Annotated in this window: 17 protein-coding genes; 11 read left to right on the top strand and 6 right to left on the bottom strand. The window is 58.3% G+C overall.

The window, feature by feature from the left end; translation table 11 throughout:
* Nucleotides 1-8: 8 nt before the first annotated feature.
* The 7 genes from ACR0B3_RS13220 to ACR0B3_RS13190 all read left to right on the top strand — a co-directional run bounded on the left by ACR0B3_RS13220 (nt 9) and on the right by ACR0B3_RS13190 (nt 7,259).
* On the top strand, nt 9-824 hold the full coding sequence (locus ACR0B3_RS13220; protein ID WP_170685968.1) for a cytochrome c oxidase subunit 3: 816 nt from the start codon (nt 9-11) through the stop codon (nt 822-824).
* Between the two features lie 154 nt (nt 825-978).
* Entirely contained in the window at nt 979-1,656 is a 678-nt protein-coding gene (locus ACR0B3_RS13215; RefSeq protein ID WP_480809484.1) for an SURF1 family protein, read from the top strand.
* A complete protein-coding gene (thrC, locus tag ACR0B3_RS13210) occupies nt 1,653-3,041 on the top strand; it encodes a threonine synthase (RefSeq protein WP_480809483.1) in 1,389 nt (462 codons plus the stop codon). The genes ACR0B3_RS13215 and thrC overlap by 4 nt, the downstream gene beginning before the upstream one ends.
* Nucleotides 3,038-4,300: a M16 family metallopeptidase gene (locus ACR0B3_RS13205; protein WP_480809482.1), complete on the top strand. Its 1,263-nt coding sequence runs from the start codon at nt 3,038-3,040 to the stop codon at nt 4,298-4,300. The genes thrC and ACR0B3_RS13205 overlap by 4 nt, the downstream gene beginning before the upstream one ends.
* A complete protein-coding gene (locus ACR0B3_RS13200; RefSeq protein ID WP_170685964.1) occupies nt 4,300-4,884 on the top strand; it encodes a GNAT family N-acetyltransferase in 585 nt (194 codons plus the stop codon). Before ACR0B3_RS13205 ends, ACR0B3_RS13200 begins: the two co-directional genes overlap by 1 nt.
* Nucleotides 4,885-4,986: 102 nt before the next feature.
* Entirely contained in the window at nt 4,987-5,805 is an 819-nt protein-coding gene (locus ACR0B3_RS13195; protein ID WP_480809481.1) for an MBL fold metallo-hydrolase, read from the top strand.
* Between the two features lie 38 nt (nt 5,806-5,843).
* The gene (locus ACR0B3_RS13190) at nt 5,844-7,259 is read left to right on the top strand and encodes an FAD-binding oxidoreductase (RefSeq protein WP_480809480.1); all 1,416 of its coding nucleotides are present in this window, start codon (nt 5,844-5,846) and stop codon (nt 7,257-7,259) included.
* Between the two features lie 35 nt (nt 7,260-7,294).
* Here the strand turns inward: ACR0B3_RS13190 and ACR0B3_RS13185 are convergent, their stop codons facing one another.
* Both ACR0B3_RS13185 and ACR0B3_RS13180 read right to left on the bottom strand, forming a co-directional pair.
* Nucleotides 7,295-7,777: a fasciclin domain-containing protein gene (locus ACR0B3_RS13185; protein ID WP_480809479.1), complete on the bottom strand. Its 483-nt coding sequence runs from the start codon at nt 7,775-7,777 to the stop codon at nt 7,295-7,297.
* A gap of 170 nt (nt 7,778-7,947) precedes the next feature.
* Nucleotides 7,948-8,487, bottom strand: a complete 540-nt coding sequence (locus ACR0B3_RS13180) for an adenine phosphoribosyltransferase (protein ID WP_480809478.1) — start codon at nt 8,485-8,487, stop codon at nt 7,948-7,950.
* A 322-nt stretch (nt 8,488-8,809) separates the two neighbouring features.
* Between ACR0B3_RS13180 and ACR0B3_RS13175 the strand changes: the two genes are divergently transcribed.
* On the top strand, nt 8,810-8,983 hold the full coding sequence (locus ACR0B3_RS13175) for a hypothetical protein (RefSeq protein WP_480684407.1): 174 nt from the start codon (nt 8,810-8,812) through the stop codon (nt 8,981-8,983).
* A gap of 2 nt (nt 8,984-8,985) precedes the next feature.
* Here the strand turns inward: ACR0B3_RS13175 and ACR0B3_RS13170 are convergent, their stop codons facing one another.
* Both ACR0B3_RS13170 and ACR0B3_RS13165 read right to left on the bottom strand, forming a co-directional pair.
* A complete protein-coding gene (locus ACR0B3_RS13170; RefSeq protein ID WP_170759236.1) occupies nt 8,986-9,615 on the bottom strand; it encodes a LysE family translocator in 630 nt (209 codons plus the stop codon).
* A 58-nt stretch (nt 9,616-9,673) separates the two neighbouring features.
* On the bottom strand, nt 9,674-10,684 hold the full coding sequence (locus tag ACR0B3_RS13165; protein ID WP_480809477.1) for a DUF418 domain-containing protein: 1,011 nt from the start codon (nt 10,682-10,684) through the stop codon (nt 9,674-9,676).
* 222 nt (nt 10,685-10,906) lie between these two features.
* Between ACR0B3_RS13165 and ACR0B3_RS13160 the strand changes: the two genes are divergently transcribed.
* Complete coding sequence (locus ACR0B3_RS13160; protein ID WP_480809476.1) at nt 10,907-11,764, top strand: alpha/beta hydrolase; 858 nt, start codon at nt 10,907-10,909, stop codon at nt 11,762-11,764.
* Nucleotides 11,765-11,766: 2 nt separating this feature from the next.
* Here the strand turns inward: ACR0B3_RS13160 and ACR0B3_RS13155 are convergent, their stop codons facing one another.
* Entirely contained in the window at nt 11,767-12,639 is an 873-nt protein-coding gene (locus ACR0B3_RS13155) for an S-methyl-5'-thioadenosine phosphorylase (protein WP_480809475.1), read from the bottom strand.
* A 205-nt stretch (nt 12,640-12,844) separates the two neighbouring features.
* Here ACR0B3_RS13155 and ACR0B3_RS13150 point away from each other — a divergent pair, with 205 nt between their 5' ends.
* Nucleotides 12,845-14,479, top strand: a complete 1,635-nt coding sequence (locus ACR0B3_RS13150; protein ID WP_480809474.1) for a SulP family inorganic anion transporter — start codon at nt 12,845-12,847, stop codon at nt 14,477-14,479.
* Nucleotides 14,480-14,616: 137 nt separating this feature from the next.
* Here the strand turns inward: ACR0B3_RS13150 and ACR0B3_RS13145 are convergent, their stop codons facing one another.
* On the bottom strand, nt 14,617-15,222 hold the full coding sequence (locus ACR0B3_RS13145) for a flavin reductase family protein (protein ID WP_480809473.1): 606 nt from the start codon (nt 15,220-15,222) through the stop codon (nt 14,617-14,619).
* 72 nt (nt 15,223-15,294) lie between these two features.
* Between ACR0B3_RS13145 and ACR0B3_RS13140 the strand changes: the two genes are divergently transcribed.
* On the top strand, nt 15,295-15,789 hold the full coding sequence (locus ACR0B3_RS13140; RefSeq protein WP_480809472.1) for a GNAT family N-acetyltransferase: 495 nt from the start codon (nt 15,295-15,297) through the stop codon (nt 15,787-15,789).
* Nucleotides 15,790-15,814: the final 25 nt, after the last annotated feature.

Raw genomic sequence — 15,814 nt, 5'->3', positions numbered from 1 at the left:
GGACGCTGATGGCACACGCAAAAGACCATGATTATCACATTCTGAACCCGTCGATCTGGCCACTGGTCGGCGCGGTCTCTGGCTTTGTGATGCTGTTTGGGGCCGTTCTCTGGATGCACGGGGTCACCCCGTGGATCTTCTGGATGGGGATGGTCGGTGTTCTGTACACCATGTTCGCCTGGTGGTCCGAAGTTGTGGTTGAAAGCCGTCAGGGCGATCATACGCCAGTCGTGCGTATTGGCCTGCGCTATGGCTTTATCCTGTTCGTTATGTCCGAGGTGATGTTCTTCTTCGCCTGGTTCTGGTCGTTCTTCAAACATCGCATGTATCCGATGTACGACTATGCCGGCACCGAGTACATCCAGCCGGATATTCACGCGGTTGACCCGTTCCACCTGCCGCTGATCAACACGCTGGTGCTGCTGCTGTCTGGCTGTGCGATCACTTGGGCGCACCATGCCCTGGTGCATGACAATGACCGCAAGGCGCTGATCAACGGTTTGGCCATCGGCATCGTTCTTGGCATCGCCTTTACCGCGCTGCAGGCGTTCGAATATTACGAACTGCTGGCGCATGAGGGCTGGGAATTCGGTGGCGACCAGTTCTACTCGAATTTCTTCATGGCAACCGGTTTCCACGGTGCGCATGTGATCATCGGTACGATCTTCTTGTCGGTCTGCCTGATCCGAGCGCTCAAAGGGGATTTCACACCCGAGAAACACGTGGGCTTTGAGGCTGCAGCCTGGTACTGGCACTTCGTCGACGTTGTCTGGCTGTTCCTGTTCTTTGCCGTTTACATCTGGGGCCAAGCTCCACTGTTCTGAGGCAGATCGTGATCCAATTGCAAAAGCCGCCCCATGGGGCGGCTTTTTCTCTATCAGGGGCGCAAGATTGCGCCCCGTACAATTGCGTGGTTGCATTTCGGTGCACGCGCCCCTTAACAAGACGCCGATTTCCGCAATTAGGTTTGATCCCGCCATGCGCCGCATTTTGTTTCTGCTGATCTTCGGCCTCGCCGGTCTGGGCGTGCTGCTGTCGCTTGGCATCTGGCAGGTGCAGCGACTGGGGTGGAAGCAGGATGTGCTTGCCGAGATCGAAGACCGCATCTCAGCAGCCCCGATTTCCTTGCCGCAGCAAGTTTCCGAAGTCGAAGACAAATACCTGCCGGTGACAATCTCGGGTGAGATGGCGCCGAACGAGGTCCACGTACTGGTCTCGGTCAAGCAGGTCGGGGCTGGGTATCGGATCATCCAGCCGTTTAGCACTGAAGATCGTACCATTCTGGTGGATCGGGGATTTGTGCCTACGACCGCGAAGCAGGCCGAGCGCCAGAAAGGCCCAATGGAAATCACCGGCAACTTGCACTGGCCGGATGAGATAGACAGTTACACGCCGGAGCCCGATATCGACGCCAACATTTGGTTCGCACGGGATGTTCCTGAACTGGCGGCGGCACTGGGGGCCGAGCCCGTGTTACTGATTGCCCGGTCCGAAACCGATCCGAATGTGACGCCCTTGCCTGTAGACACGGCGGGCATTCCCAATGATCACCTGCAATACGCAATCACCTGGTTTGGTCTGGCTCTGGTCTGGGCCGCGATGACCGGGTACTTCCTGTGGCGCAATCGCGCCCCTTCTGAGAGAGAAGAGCAATGAAATACATCTCGACCCGTGGCCAAGCGCCGGAACTGAGTTTTGAAGAGGCGATGCTGACCGGGCTGGCCCGTGACGGTGGCCTGTACCTACCGGCAGAAATCCCCGTGATGTCGCAGGACGAGATCGCGGCATTGGCTGGCTTGCCATATGAGGAAATCGCCTTCCGCGTCATGTGGCCCTATGTCAGCGGATCGTTTGCCGAGGATGAGTTCAAGGCGATCATTGCACGCGCCTATGAAGGGTTCGGTCATGACGCCCGCGCCCCGCTGAAACAGCTGAACGAGAACCACTTCCTGCTTGAACTGTTCCACGGGCCGACGCTGGCGTTTAAGGATTTCGCCATGCAGTTGATCGGCCAACTGTTTCAGGTGGCTCTGAAACGGCGCGATGATCGTGTGACCATTGTTGGCGCGACCAGTGGCGATACAGGCTCGGCCGCGATCGAGGCGTTCCGGGGGCTAGACGCAGTCGATGTGTTCATCCTGTTTCCGCATGGCCGCGTGTCCGAGGTTCAGCGCCGCCAGATGACGACGCCAGCGGACAACAACGTTCACGCGTTGGCAGTCGACGGGGATTTCGATGACTGTCAGGCCGCGTTGAAGGACATGTTCAACGATTTCGCCTTCCGCGACGGCGTGAAACTGGCCGGTGTGAACTCGATCAACTTCGCGCGCGTTCTGGCGCAGATCGTCTATTACTTCTCTGCCGCCGTTAGCCTTGGTGCACCCCATCGCAAGGTCAGCTTCACCGTGCCGACCGGAAATTTCGGCGACATCTTCGCGGGCTATCTGGCCAAGCGTATGGGGCTGCCGATTGACCGGCTGGTTGTGGCGACCAACCAGAACGATATCCTGCACCGCTGCCTGTCGGGCGAGGGGTATTTCAAAGGCGACACCGTCCCCTCGATCAGCCCGTCGATGGATATTCAGGTCAGCTCAAACTTTGAACGCGCGCTGTACTATGCCTATGGCGAGGACGGCAGCGCCGTCGCGCAACTGATGGATGAGTTGAAGACCGGCGGTTTCAACGTCAGCCAAGGCGCGATGGAGGCGCTGCGGGAAAGCTTCGACTCGGGTCGTGTGTCCGAGGAAGAAACGCTAGAGACGATCAAGCAAACGCTGGCCCATAGTGGCGAACTGGTTTGTCCGCACACTGCCGTTGGTATCAAGGTCGCCGAAGAGCATCGCACCGCTGACGTTCCGATGATCACTCTGGCCACCGCACAGCCGGCGAAATTCCCTGCGGCGGTTGAGAAGGCAAGCGGCGAACATCCGCCTCTTCCATCCCGCATGTCTGATCTGTATGAACGTCCGGAACGGGTGACCCGCATCGCCAATGATCTGGGTGCCCTTGAGGATCATATCAGAAGGCATATCGCTGAGTGACTGTCAGACAAGACCAACTGAAGAACGGATTTCGTATCGTCAGTGAAAATATGCCGGGGCTGCAATCAGCCTCGATAGGCATCTGGGTAACCGCCGGTGGGCGGCATGAACGGATCGAACAGAACGGCATTGCGCATTTCCTAGAGCATATGGCGTTCAAGGGGACCGAGCGCCGATCCGCGCTGCAAATCGCTGAGGCGATCGAGGATGTGGGTGGCTATATCAATGCATATACGTCGCGCGAGGTGACGGCCTACTATGCGCGAGTGCTGAAAGACGATGTGGCGCTGGCGATGGATGTCATTGGCGATATCGTTCTGAACCCGGTATTTGATCCGCGCGAGATCGAGGTCGAGCGTGGCGTGATCCTGCAGGAAATCGGCCAGGCCTATGATACGCCCGACGATGTGATCTTTGATTGGCTGCAAGAGCAGAGCTATCACGATCAACCCTTGGGCCGGACCATTCTGGGGCCGTCCGAACGGGTCAGCGCGTTCTCGCGCGAGGACTTGTCGGGCTTTGTCGCCGAGCATTACGGGCCGGAGCAGATGATTCTGTCTGCCGCAGGAGCCGTAGACCATGACGCGCTGATGAAACTGGCCGAAAAGATGTTCGGCCACCTGAAACCGCGCACGGGACTGATCCCTGAGGCGGCGCGGTTCACCGGCGGAGAGGCGCGGCAGGAGAAAGAGCTGGAGCAAGCGCATTTCGCACTGGCGTTGGAAAGCCCCGGTTATCGCGATGATGCGATTTATACGGCGCAGATTTATTCCACCGCTTTGGGCGGCGGCATGTCCTCGCGCCTGTTTCAGGAGGTCCGCGAGACGCGTGGGCTCTGCTATACGATCTTTGCCCAGACCGGCGCTTATGCGGATACAGGTACAACCACGATCTATGCCGGAACTTCCGCCGATCAGGTCGCGGAACTGGCAGGTATCACGATCGATGAGATGAAGCGCGCGGCTGATGACATGAGCGCCGAAGAGGTCGCGCGTGCGCGCGCCCAGATGAAGGCCGGGATGCTGATGGGGCTGGAAAGCCCGTCGAACCGGGCCGAACGTTTGGCGCGGCTGGTGCAGATTTGGGGCCGGGTGCCCTCACTTGAAGATACCGTTGCCAAGATTGATGCGGTCAGCACCGAGGATGTCCGAGCCTTTGCCGAGGATATGGCGGTGAAAGCCCCGGCCGCGCTGGCGCTTTATGGCCCGGTCTCGGGTGCACCGTCACTGGCTGACTTGCAGGAGAGGCGTGCGGCTTGATGCTGTTAGGCAGACGCAAGCTGAAACTCGAAACCGAGCGCCTGAGCCTGCGCCCGCCGATCCATTCTGACTTTAACGACTGGGCAGCCCTGCGGCGCGCCTCAAAAGAATACCTGACCCCATGGGAGCCGATTTGGGCCAAGGATCACCTGAGCCGCAAGTCCTTCACCAACCGCGTGTACTGGGCGCAGCGCTCAGTCGCGAGCGGTACGGCAATACCGCTCTTTCTGTTTCGCCGCACGGATAATGTGCTGCTGGGGGCGATCACGCTGGACAACATACGCCGTGGCCCGGCTCAAGCAGGAACGCTGGGCTATTGGACGGGCCAGGCCTATGCCCGTCAGGGTTTCATGCGCGAAGCAATTGGGGCAGTGGTGCATCACGCCTTCACCCGACTGGATCTAAGCCGGATCGAGGCTGCCTGTTTGCCAGAAAACAAAGCCTCGCGCGGGTTGCTCGAAAGTTCGGGCTTCAAGTACGAAGGCGTGGCGCAGTCCTATCTTCAGATTAACGGGCGCTGGCGGACGCATGTTCTCTATGCAAGCTTAAGATCGGATCGACGCGGCAAGACCGACGCGGGCTAGGGGGCTCTGCCCCCGCCGCGGCAAGCCGCGACTCCCCCGGGATATTTCTGGCCAGATGAACAAGGGGCATGACTTGTTGGCGTTCTGCGCTACACTCCCCTCATGCGGTGGATTGTTGCGGGACTGATTTTGATCTCAAGCGGGGCGGTGGCGCAAGAGCGGCGGCCAAGTCATTGCATCGCGATTGCGGATGCAGCGCCGGGGATCGAGTATTTACACAAGGCGGCGTGGCAGGATCCGGTTCCTGAATTTTCGGTTCGGATAAGCTATGTCGCACATGCTTCGTTTCTGATTCAGACACAGGGTGGCTTGAACGCGGTGACTGATTTCACCGGTTTCATCGGCGGTGCCGATCTGATCCCTGATGTGGTCACGATGAACCATGCCCACAGCACCCATTGGACCGCCCATCCCGATCCTGCCATCCCATATGTGCTGCCGGGGTGGGGCGAGTTTGGCCAAGGCATCGATCATCATCTCGATCTTGGCGAGATGCTGGTGCGCAATGTGTCGACGGATATTCGATCGATCTACGGTGGCGTCGAGGAACGCGGAAACTCGATCTTTGTTTTTGAGATTGAGGGCTTGTGTATCGGCCACCTCGGGCATCTGCATCATATCCCATCGGATGAACAGTTTGCGGCCCTTGGGCGGCTTGATGTGGTTATGGCGGCGGTCGATGGGGGCACGACAATGCCCCTGCCCGAGATGATCGAGGTTTTGAAACGGCTGAAAAGCTCGGTCATCATCCCGATGCACTGGTTCTCGGATTTCTCGCTGCAGAGGTTTCTGGTGGACATCCGCGATGAATTTCCGGTGGAGCGGCAGGGTGTTTCCGAAATCGTCGTCTCGCTGCGCACGCTGCCTGATCGACCGACGGTTGTCGTGTTGGAGCCTCAGTACCTGATTGAGCAGGAATAGGGCTTGCCGCAGCCAGCCGCCTTTGGCAGGGAAGAGCCATGAGATTGAACCCTGCCGATGACCGCCTTGTCGAAGCTATCCACGCCCAGTTGGGTAAGGATGTCTTGCGCCCGATTGCAGACCGTTATCTTGAAGAGCCCCGTCAGCGGTATGTGGGACAAGCTGGGGTGTTGGCTTTGCCTCGGACCGTGGAAGAGGTTGCCACGCTTGTACGGCTGGCTGATCAAGCGAGTGTGCCCGTCATCCCCTATGGCGGCGGCACGGGGCTGGTCGGCGGTCAGGTCTCCCCGGATGGTCCGACACCGCTGATCCTATCGCTGGAGCGAATGACGGCGATCCGCGCGATTTATCCGACCGAGAATATTCTGGTGGCTGAGGCCGGTGCCATTCTGGCTGACGTACAGGCCGCAGCCGAAGAGGCCGATCGTCTGTTTCCCTTGTCGCTGGCGGCGCAGGGGTCCTGCCGGATCGGGGGCAATCTGGCCACCAATGCAGGTGGCGTGAATGTGCTGCGATACGGCAACGCGCGCGATCTGTGCCTGGGGCTTGAGGTGGTTCTGCCGAACGGTGAGATATGGCACGGGCTCAGCCGGTTGCGAAAGGACAATACCGGTTATGACCTACGCAATCTGATGATCGGGTCCGAAGGGACTCTGGGGATCATTACGGCAGCTGCGTTGAAGCTGTTTCCAAGGCCCAAAGGGGTTGGGACCGCGATGTTGGAAGTTACCTCACCCGAGGCAGCCATCGATCTCTTGTCGCTGGCGCGGGATCAGGTGGGCGAGGCGGTCAGCACATTTGAGCTGATCCATCGGCAAGGTCTTGAGTTCCTGACTGAAGTATTGCCCGATATCCGGCAACCCTTTGCGACGCAGCCGGAATGGAGCGTTTTGATTGAATTGGGTCTGTCTGCTGGGCAAGACCCTTCGGATATGCTCGAGGCGATCTATGTTGCTGCTGATGAACTTGGTTTGGTAAGTGACGCAGTCATTGCCCAGAGCGAAGCCCAAAGGGCCGAGCTTTGGGCCGTGCGCGAACAGATCCCCGAGGCGAACCGGCTGGTTGGATCCGTTTCAAGCCATGATATCTCGGTCCCGATCTCGTGCATTCCTGAATTCATTCAGCGCGGAGCGGATGTGGTGGCGGAACAAGGGCCATTCAGGATCAACTGTTTTGGGCACCTTGGGGACGGCAATCTGCACTATAACGTGTTCCCCCCCGCCGGACACGACAAAGCAGAGTTTGTTGCGCAACGCATCGCGGTTCAGAGTGCTGTGCATGATCTGGTGAACGAGTTTGACGGCTCAGTCAGCGCGGAGCATGGTATCGGAAGGCTTAAGACGGACGATCTTGAACATTACGGTGACCCGGTCAGGCTGCATGCAATGCGCTCCATCAAGGCTGCACTTGATCCAAACGGGATCATGAATCCAGGCGCTGTTTTGAAGGCATAGGCGCGACCCGCTCAATCGCGGGTCGCGTTACAGATTTATGAAGCAGGCAGAATGACCTTGTCGATTACGTGGATCACACCGTTTTCGGCTTCGATATCGGCTTGTACGACATTTGCGTCATTCACCATGACGCCATTGTCCAGATCGATCGTGATATCTCCGCCCTGCACGGTCGCGGCGGTCATGTCGTCGGACAGATCACCTGACATCACCTTGCCCGGTACAACGTGATAGGTCAGCACGGCAACCAGCTGGTCTTTATTCTCGGGTTTCAGCAGGTTCTCGACTGTGCCTTCCGGCAGCGCTGCAAACGCCTCGTCTGTCGGAGCGAACACAGTGAACGGGCCTTCACCCTTCAGAGTGTCAACCAACTCGGCGGCCTGCACCGCGGCAACAAGTGTCTCAAAGCTTCCTGCATTTACGGCGGTGTCGACGATATCCTTCGAATGACCGTCCGCGAAGGCGGCGGTGGACAACAAAATGCTTGCTACTCCGGCAACAGCGACTTTGCGCAACATGATAAGGTTCCCTTGTTGAGAATGCCCTAAGCGGCATCATCCCGGTTACGCACTCGTTTGGGCAAGGGATCACAGTTATTATGGGTTTCTGTTACTGGACATCTGGAAGCCCGGCGCTAAGCCAGTGCCTTGAGCGATTTCCAATCACAAGTTTGTGAAATACGTGTCACTCAGAGCCCTTCAAACTCGCACAGCACGTGCACATCCATGCCCATATCTTCCAGCGCCTTGCGACCACCCAGCTCTGGCAGATCGATGATGAAGGCGCAGGAAATGATCTCGCCGCCCAACCGTTCGATCAGCTTGATGCCAGCGGCTGCTGTTCCGCCGGTCGCCAGCAGATCATCAACCACCAGAATCTTCTCGCCCGGCTGTATCGCATCATCATGGATCTCAACGATGGCCTCGCCATATTCCAGCTTATAGTCTTGGCTGATCGTGGTACCGGGCAGTTTGCCTTTCTTGCGGATCGGTACGAAACCAACGCTCAGTTGGTGGGCAATGGCGCCGCCTAGGATGAAGCCGCGCGCCTCAAGTCCCACGACCTTGTCGATTTGTTCACCCGCATAGGGGTGCAGCATTTGGTCAATTGCCATACGAAAGCCGCGCGGGTCGGCAAACAACGTGGTGACATCGCGGAACATGATCCCCTCATGCGGGAAATCGACGATGGTCCGAATGTAATCCTTGACCGTTTTGTTTCTGGACATGGGCCACCCCTTTGGCATCAAACACGCGGGGGTGTTTGGCCCATCAAGGTCGGTCATGCAAGAAAACTCTGGCCCTTGCGGCTATTTGCGGCGACGGCTGATGGCGTTGGGCAGGCCATAGTAACGATACAAAGCGTTCGGCAACCACGAAAGGTGCGGTTTACGCCAATTGCGTTGATCCCGAAGTAAAAAGGCCTGCGCGACATGAAGGTTCATTGCTTTAATTTCTCTTTTGTTGTTATGTGCCCGATATCTACATCTTATATCCTATGTATATACAATGCATCGCGATATGAATCAAGATTGAATGGGGTCAGGGCGCGTGGCTAAGAAAGACGTGAAGAAATCCACAAAGAAAAACAGTCAGTTGGTGCTGCGCCTCGACAAGGATGAACGCGATGCGTTTGTCGAGCTGTGCAAGGAACTGGACACGTCCGCCGCGCGAGAAATCCGCCGGTTCATCCGGGGTTTCATGAAAGAAAATGCCGAAAGCTGACCTTAGGCCGGGCGGCGCAAGATCGCAGTGGCAACGCCCATTCCAATGAGGGTTAGCCCGCCAAACCGCGTTATGGCTGTAATGACGCTTGCGCGTCCGATCATGCGGCGCAGCCTGTCCGCGAGCAGCGCATAGGCCAACGCGTTCAGACCGGCGAGGCCAACGAAAGTGGCAATCAGGATCACGAATTGCGGACCCAGCGGTTCTGCCGGGCGTATGAACTGCGGTACGAAGGCGATGAAGAACGCGATGGATTTCGGGTTCAGCGCCGTGACCGCAGCAGCATGGGCAAAGACGCTGCGAGCTGTGACATTTCGTTCGGTCTCAATCGCTTGCAAACCACCCGAGGGGGCGCTGCGCAGCAGTTTGATACCCAGCCACACCAAATACACTGCGCCCACCCATTTCAGTACCGTGAACAATGTCGCTGAGGCCAGCACCAGTGCGCCCAAACCCAGCAGCGATGCGGTCATCGCCACCAGATCCCCCAAAGCAACTCCGGTGGCCGAGGCGACCGCCACACTGCGCCCTTTCGACAGCGCATAGCTCAGCACCAGCAGCACGGTTGGGCCGGGGATCAGCAGCAGAGCGGTCGATGCGGCCACAAAGGCCAGCCAGAGTTCAAGCGACATGGGAATTCCTATTGATGCGTTTCCCACACCAAGCCTCGCAAAAACGGCGAGGTCAAGCCTATGTGCGTTCCGTCACGCGGCGCATCACGTACTCTAACGGTCCGCGCTTGAATTTGCGGAACCAAAGCAGGGCGAATACGGAAGACAGCGCGCAGAACAACAGCGCGTACAGAACAATCTGTGGCGCGCTCAGCGACCCATTCAGCAACCCAAGCTCTTCCAAAAGCCCCATGCCAATCAGGATATGCGCCATGTAGAGCGTCAGGCTCTGACGTCCTGGCGCGGTCAGAACCGGCGCGATCCTGCTGCGCTCAATCGTGGGCCAGAGTTTCAGCAACAAGCCGATCACCACACATGCCGTACCTGTCCCGGCCATAATGTAAAACGGCCCCGGCGGGATCGACTCGGTTCCCAGATAAGCCACCAACTCCGGATCCGAGGTCATCATGTGCGGAAACAGCGCCAGCACTGCCGCGCCAAATCCCCACATGATCAGACGGTGCTGAACGCAAAGTGTGTGAAGCTCAGATCGTCCGATTGCCATACCGATCAGCAGGAAAGCCGCCCAGGGCAGGACCGGATGCCAACCGTTGAACAGCGTATTGCGTAGAAATCCGGGGAGGGTCCAGAGATCGGTGTAAACCAGCGCATCCCAATCCCAGCCTTGATCATAATTGAAAAACAAATGGGCGATCACCGAGAGGATCAGAATACCAAGGGCACCCAACCACAATCCGCGCGCCGGGGTTGTCAGAAACGCGGACCCAACCACGAAGTAAAGCGCGTAGAAATGCAGTATATCGGCGTCAAATATGGTCATGTTGATCAGGCCGATCACAAACAGAAATGCAGCCCGGCGCAGCAGCAATCCGGCTGAGCTGCGTGACAATCCGATACCAATACCGGCCAAAACAACAAACAAAGCCGCCGCGCGCCCTTCCAGCGCATCAACCAGGACTGTGGCCCAATCCGTACCTGGCGCAACCTCGGCCGCGATGCGGAAATTAACCAGAACCATGCCGCAAAAGGCCAAAAAGCGGGCAGCGTCCAGCGCGTCCAATCGTTTCATTGGGCCTCTCATCCGAATTGCAAACGGGCTAAGGTGTTGCGTCGCCGCTGTTAATCAGCGCCAACATGGCAAGGTATTGGGGCTTTTCAACCATCTGTGGGCCAGAATGCTGCGCGATCTGGCATTGCGGTAACAGGCTAAAGATTGAATGAAGCTTGGCTTATGTGTCTTGAATCACGGCCAAGACTTCCCACACTCGCAATGTGACAACGGGAGGGCGCAATGGTTCAGACCCAACACGCAAGTGCGAATGCAGATATCGGCCGTTCTGGTGTCGAACGCGTAAAAAGCATCCTGGTCGGTCTCCTACTGGCCGGGGCGACCATATATGCAGGCATCGTCGGTTACATGTTCATCAACCAGCAATCCCTGCTGTATAAACCCGAGGGCGAACTGCCCGATCCGGCCAGCGTAGGGCTGGCAGATGTTGATGCACTGCAAATACCGATGACTGACGGTACAGTCCTGACGGTCTGGGCCGCGCCCGCCGCGACACCGGATGCGCCGACGGTGCTGTTCTTTCATGGACAAAGTGGTAATCTGGGTGACCGCGCGGACCGGTTGCGCGAAATCCTCAACTCCGGTCACGGCCTGCTGGCCCCCAGCTATCGCGGTTTTCCGGGCAGCGAAGGTGAGCCATCGGAACTGGCGCTTATCTCGGATGGGGTGCAACTCTTTGACAGACTGGCGGGCGATGGGCAGCCTGTGGTTCTGCACGGCCAGAGCCTCGGCACCGGCATCGCCGCTGCCGTGGCCGCCGAACGCCCCAGCGCGGAACTTCTGGTGCTAGAGGCCCCCTTTACAGCAACTGTCGATGTCGCGGCCGAACGTTATCCGTTTCTGCCCGTCTCAGCCCTTATGAAAGACCAGTTTGCGACCCGTGACCTGATCAAACAAATCACGGTGCCGACGTTGATTTTTCACGGAACCGAAGATGAAACTATCCCTCTGCACCATGGGCAGGCTTTGGCCGAGATGTCTGAGACTGCACAGCTTTATGTGATCCCGGATGGCACCCATAACGATCTGTGGTCGCATGGTCTGTGGGACCAGGTGCAAAAGAACTTGTCGCAGAACTGAGGTTAAAGCACCCGCCCAGCCACCGCATCCAGCTTGGCCAACAAGGCCGGGTCGCGCTTTTCAGGCGCGGTCAGAATGGCATATTCTAGTGCGCGGTCGCAGCCATGCGGGCAGGGCGCCCGCTCAGGCCCCAGCAAAGCAGGCAGACCCTTGACGAGCGCACGGCCCTTTTCGGCGTTTCCGGTGAGGGTGGCGATGATGGCGGTCACGTCGACCTCACCATGATCCGGGTGCCAGCTGTCATAATCGGTGACCATGGCGATGGAGGCGTAACAAAGCTCTGCCTCGCGGGCGAGTTTCGCCTCGGGCATGTTGGTCATTCCGATCACGTCGCAGCCCCATTGCTCGCGATACATCTTCGACTCCGCCAGCGATGAAAACTGCGGCCCTTCCATCGCAAGATAGGTGCCGCCGCGGTGGATATTGATCCCTGCGGCCTTGCCAGCAGTCTCACAAGCGTCCGACAGGCGCGGACAGGTCGGATGCGCCGCACTGACATGGGCAACGCATCCGGTGCCGAAAAAGCTTTTCTCGCGGGCAAAAGTCCGGTCGATGAACTGATCCACGATTACGAAATCACCCGGTGCCATATGTTCGCGGAACGATCCGCAGGCCGAAACCGAGATCACATCCGTCGCCTTCAGCCGCTTGAGCGCATCGATATTGGCGCGATAGGGGACGTCGGTTGGTGAATGCACGTGGCCGCGCCCGTGACGTGGTAGAAACGCCATTTCAATCCCGTCCAGCGATCCGGTCAGAATTTGATCCGATGGCGCACCCCATGGTGTCTCCACCGTGACCCACTCGGCATTTTCCAGACCTTCGATGTCATAAATGCCCGATCCTCCGATGACGGCGATTTTTGTTTGGGTCACGAGTGCTCTCCGTTGAAATTTCCTGCTCACTGAGTTCTGCGGGCCACGGCCCCATTTGACAAGTGGGTTCAACGGTTTGTGTGCATCTGCGTCCAGCTATGCGCAAGGCGCATATCAGGGTCCCACCTGGCGCGGTATCTCAGCCCGCCTTTGACCGCTAGAAGGCCCCTTTCGCGCAAACAAAACCGACCAACAGGACCGATCCATGCCCCGAGCCATGCTGGCAAGCTTTGCCAATCGTATAGCCAAACCCGATTTGCGCTGGGTCCCGGACGAGGGGTTGACCTTTTCCCGCATGCGGATCGAGCTTTTGTCTGGCCTCACCGTTGCCTTGGCTCTGGTCCCCGAAGCTGTGGCCTTTGCCTTTGTTGCTGGGGTGCACCCTCTGGTCGGGCTGTATGCCGCGTTTTTGGTTGGTCTGATCACAGCGCTGATTGGCGGTCGCCCTGGCATGATCTCAGGCGCTACCGGTGCGTTGGCTGTGGTCATGGTCGCTCTGGTCGCGCAGCACGGGGTTGAATATCTGTTCGCAACCGTCGTGCTGATGGGGATATTACAGATCATCGCAGGGGCTATGCATTGGGGCCGTTTCATCCGCCTTGTGCCGCACCCGGTTATGCTGGGTTTTGTCAACGGGCTGGCGATTGTGATCTTTCTGGCGCAGATGGGCCAGTTCAAAGTGCCCGGCACCATGGAAAACACAGGCCACGGCATGAGCGGCGGTGAGTGGCTGTCAGGCCTAGAACTCTATACGATGCTGGCTCTGGTCGCGCTGACAATGGCGGTGATATGGGTCATGCCTCGCATCACGCGTGTCATTCCTGCGCCACTGGCCGGGATTGTGGTTGTGGCCGCGCTGGTGATCGGTGTTGGTCTGGATGTGCCCCGTGTCGGCGATCTGGCCTCGATCGAGGGCGGTTTGCCCAGCTTCCACATTCCGATGGTGCCGCTGACGTGGGAGACCTTTGAGATCATCCTGCCCTACGCCCTGATCCTTGCCGCAATTGGTCTGATCGAATCCCTGCTCACACTGAACCTTGTAGGTGAGATCACCGGCAAACGCGGTGGTGCTTCGCAGGAATGCATCGCACAAGGTACCGCCAATGTCGTCACCGGCTTTTTCGGCGGCATGGGTGGCTGTGCCATGATTGGTCAGTCGATGATCAACGTAAAATCCGGCGGACGGACGCGTATCGCAGGTATCGCCGCCGCACTGTTCCTGTTGTTCTTCATCCTTGTGGGCTCGCCCCTGATCGAGCAGATCCCGTTGGCGGCGCTGGTGGGTGTGATGTTCATGGTGGTGATCGGAACCTTTGCCTGGAACTCGCTGAAGATCATGCGCAAGGTGCCTTTGATGGACGCCTTCGTCATTGTTCTGGTGACCGTCGTGACCGTGATGGAAGACCTTGCGGTGGCCGTTGTGGTTGGTGTGATCGTATCGGCACTGGCTTACGCCTGGAACAACGCCAAACGCATCCACGCGGTCACACGCGACTCGGAAACCGAAGAAGGTGCAAAGGTCTATGAGATCCAAGGCCCACTGTTTTTTGGCTCGTCCGAGGGTTTTGTGGAATTGTTCGACGTGCCAAACGATCCCGAGACTGTGATTATCGATTTTGCTGCCAGCCGTGTGGTTGACCAATCCGCGCTACAGGCCATCGAAAACATCGCCGCCAAATACGAAGCGGCTGGCAAACGCGTCATGCTGCGGCACCTGAGCCGCGACTGCCATACGCTGTTGAACAAGGCGGGCCATCTGATGGTCGATAGCGATGACGACCCGGATTACGAATTGGCCGTCGATTATTCGGTCCGCACCGGTATTTTGGGCGGTCACTGAGTATTTTGCGAGGCTCTGCCTCGCGCTCCGGGATAATTAAGGCCAGATGAAGAGCGGATCTCGTGCTTCACCTGGCTAAAAATATCTCGGGGGAGTCGCCCGAAGGGCGGCGGGGGCTGGCCCCCATTGCCAATGCTTCAGTCGTCGGGACGGTTGAGCGAGAACAACTCGGTCACCACAGAATAATCCCGATATCCCAACCGCGCGAGCGGGTTGAAAGAGGTCACGTCAAATTTGCCGTCGCGGATGTGGTCGTCATGGAGGTGCACGCCGGTAACCTCACCAAAAACAACTCGGTTGGCCTCACCAGGTAGGGTCACAATCTGCGTCAGTTTGCATTCCAGCGCTGCGGGTGCGCCTGCGACCCGCGAGCAGGCGATCGTATCGCATTCAATCGGGGTCAGCCCGGCATGGGCAAACTCGTCGATGTGCTTATCCAAACCCTCTGAGCTTGCATTCATCGCATCGCGATGCGCATGCGCAACGACGTTCACGCAGAACACCCCGGTGGCTTCGATATTGGCGATGCTGTCCTTGCCGCCATCCTGATCGTGCTTTGTGCCGGTCGTGGCGAACATCACCTGGGGCGGTGTGTAAGCGACGCCGTTGAAGAAGGAATAGGGGGCCAGGTTGTTGATCCCCTCTGCATCGCGCGAGGAGATCCAGCCGATGGGGCGCGGCGTGATGATGGCGTTGAACGGGTTGTGCGGCAGGCCGTGGCCGTCTTCGGGGCGATAGAACATATGGACTCCAAGCGTTTGCCCAAGGCCTATCGAAGTGCTAGGGCGATTTCCAGCAAGGATAAGAGGGCGCGCGTGCAGCAATTCAAGATCAGGCCGGAAGAGGCGGAGGACTGGTGGGAGGTCGAAGCGCTCTATGACCTGTGCTTTGCACCAGGCCGCGAGGCGTTATCGTCCTATCGGCTGCGCGATGATGTGCCGCCGGTTGCCGGGCTGTCGCTGGTCGCGCGTGACGGGCTGGATATTCTGGCGGGCGCGATCCGGTTCTGGCCTGTACATGTGGGCGATCACGACGCGCTGTTGCTGGGTCCTGTTGCCGTACATCCAACCCATCAGGGTGAGGGGCTGGGTGGCTATTTGATCCATCAGGGCGTTGAAGCCGGGCGCGCCAAAGGGTGGGATCGGATCATGCTGGTGGGCGATGCGCCCTATTATGCACGATTTGGTTTCAATCGACTTTCCGGTGTTGAAATGCCTCCGCCGACTAACCCGGATCGTGTGCTTGGGTTAGAACTGACACCCGGAGTTTGGTCCGGAATCCAAGGGGTTGTCACCCGTTGGACACGTTGACCTATTGAAAACCCGCTGCAAAGTG

This window comes from Ruegeria sp. CE9, assembly GCF_056537425.1.
This window is presented reverse-complemented; position numbering and strand designations above follow the sequence as displayed.

Bases quoted from the DNA above. Each gene is read 5' to 3' on its own strand.
- ACR0B3_RS13220 (WP_170685968.1), top strand. From the start codon at position 9: ATGGCACACGCAAAAGACCATGATTATCACATTCTGAACCCGTCGATC.
- ACR0B3_RS13215 (WP_480809484.1), top strand. From the start codon at position 979: ATGCGCCGCATTTTGTTTCTGCTGATCTTCGGCCTCGCCGGTCTGGGC.
- thrC (WP_480809483.1), top strand. From the start codon at position 1,653: ATGAAATACATCTCGACCCGTGGCCAAGCGCCGGAACTGAGTTTTGAA.
- ACR0B3_RS13200 (WP_170685964.1), top strand. From the start codon at position 4,300: ATGCTGTTAGGCAGACGCAAGCTGAAACTCGAAACCGAGCGCCTGAGC.
- ACR0B3_RS13195 (WP_480809481.1), top strand. From the start codon at position 4,987: ATGCGGTGGATTGTTGCGGGACTGATTTTGATCTCAAGCGGGGCGGTG.
- ACR0B3_RS13190 (WP_480809480.1), top strand. From the start codon at position 5,844: ATGAGATTGAACCCTGCCGATGACCGCCTTGTCGAAGCTATCCACGCC.
- ACR0B3_RS13185 (WP_480809479.1), bottom strand. From the start codon at position 7,777: ATGTTGCGCAAAGTCGCTGTTGCCGGAGTAGCAAGCATTTTGTTGTCC.
- ACR0B3_RS13180 (WP_480809478.1), bottom strand. From the start codon at position 8,487: ATGTCCAGAAACAAAACGGTCAAGGATTACATTCGGACCATCGTCGAT.
- ACR0B3_RS13170 (WP_170759236.1), bottom strand. From the start codon at position 9,615: ATGTCGCTTGAACTCTGGCTGGCCTTTGTGGCCGCATCGACCGCTCTG.
- ACR0B3_RS13165 (WP_480809477.1), bottom strand. From the start codon at position 10,684: ATGAAACGATTGGACGCGCTGGACGCTGCCCGCTTTTTGGCCTTTTGC.
- ACR0B3_RS13160 (WP_480809476.1), top strand. From the start codon at position 10,907: ATGGTTCAGACCCAACACGCAAGTGCGAATGCAGATATCGGCCGTTCT.
- ACR0B3_RS13150 (WP_480809474.1), top strand. From the start codon at position 12,845: ATGCCCCGAGCCATGCTGGCAAGCTTTGCCAATCGTATAGCCAAACCC.
- ACR0B3_RS13145 (WP_480809473.1), bottom strand. From the start codon at position 15,222: ATGTTCTATCGCCCCGAAGACGGCCACGGCCTGCCGCACAACCCGTTC.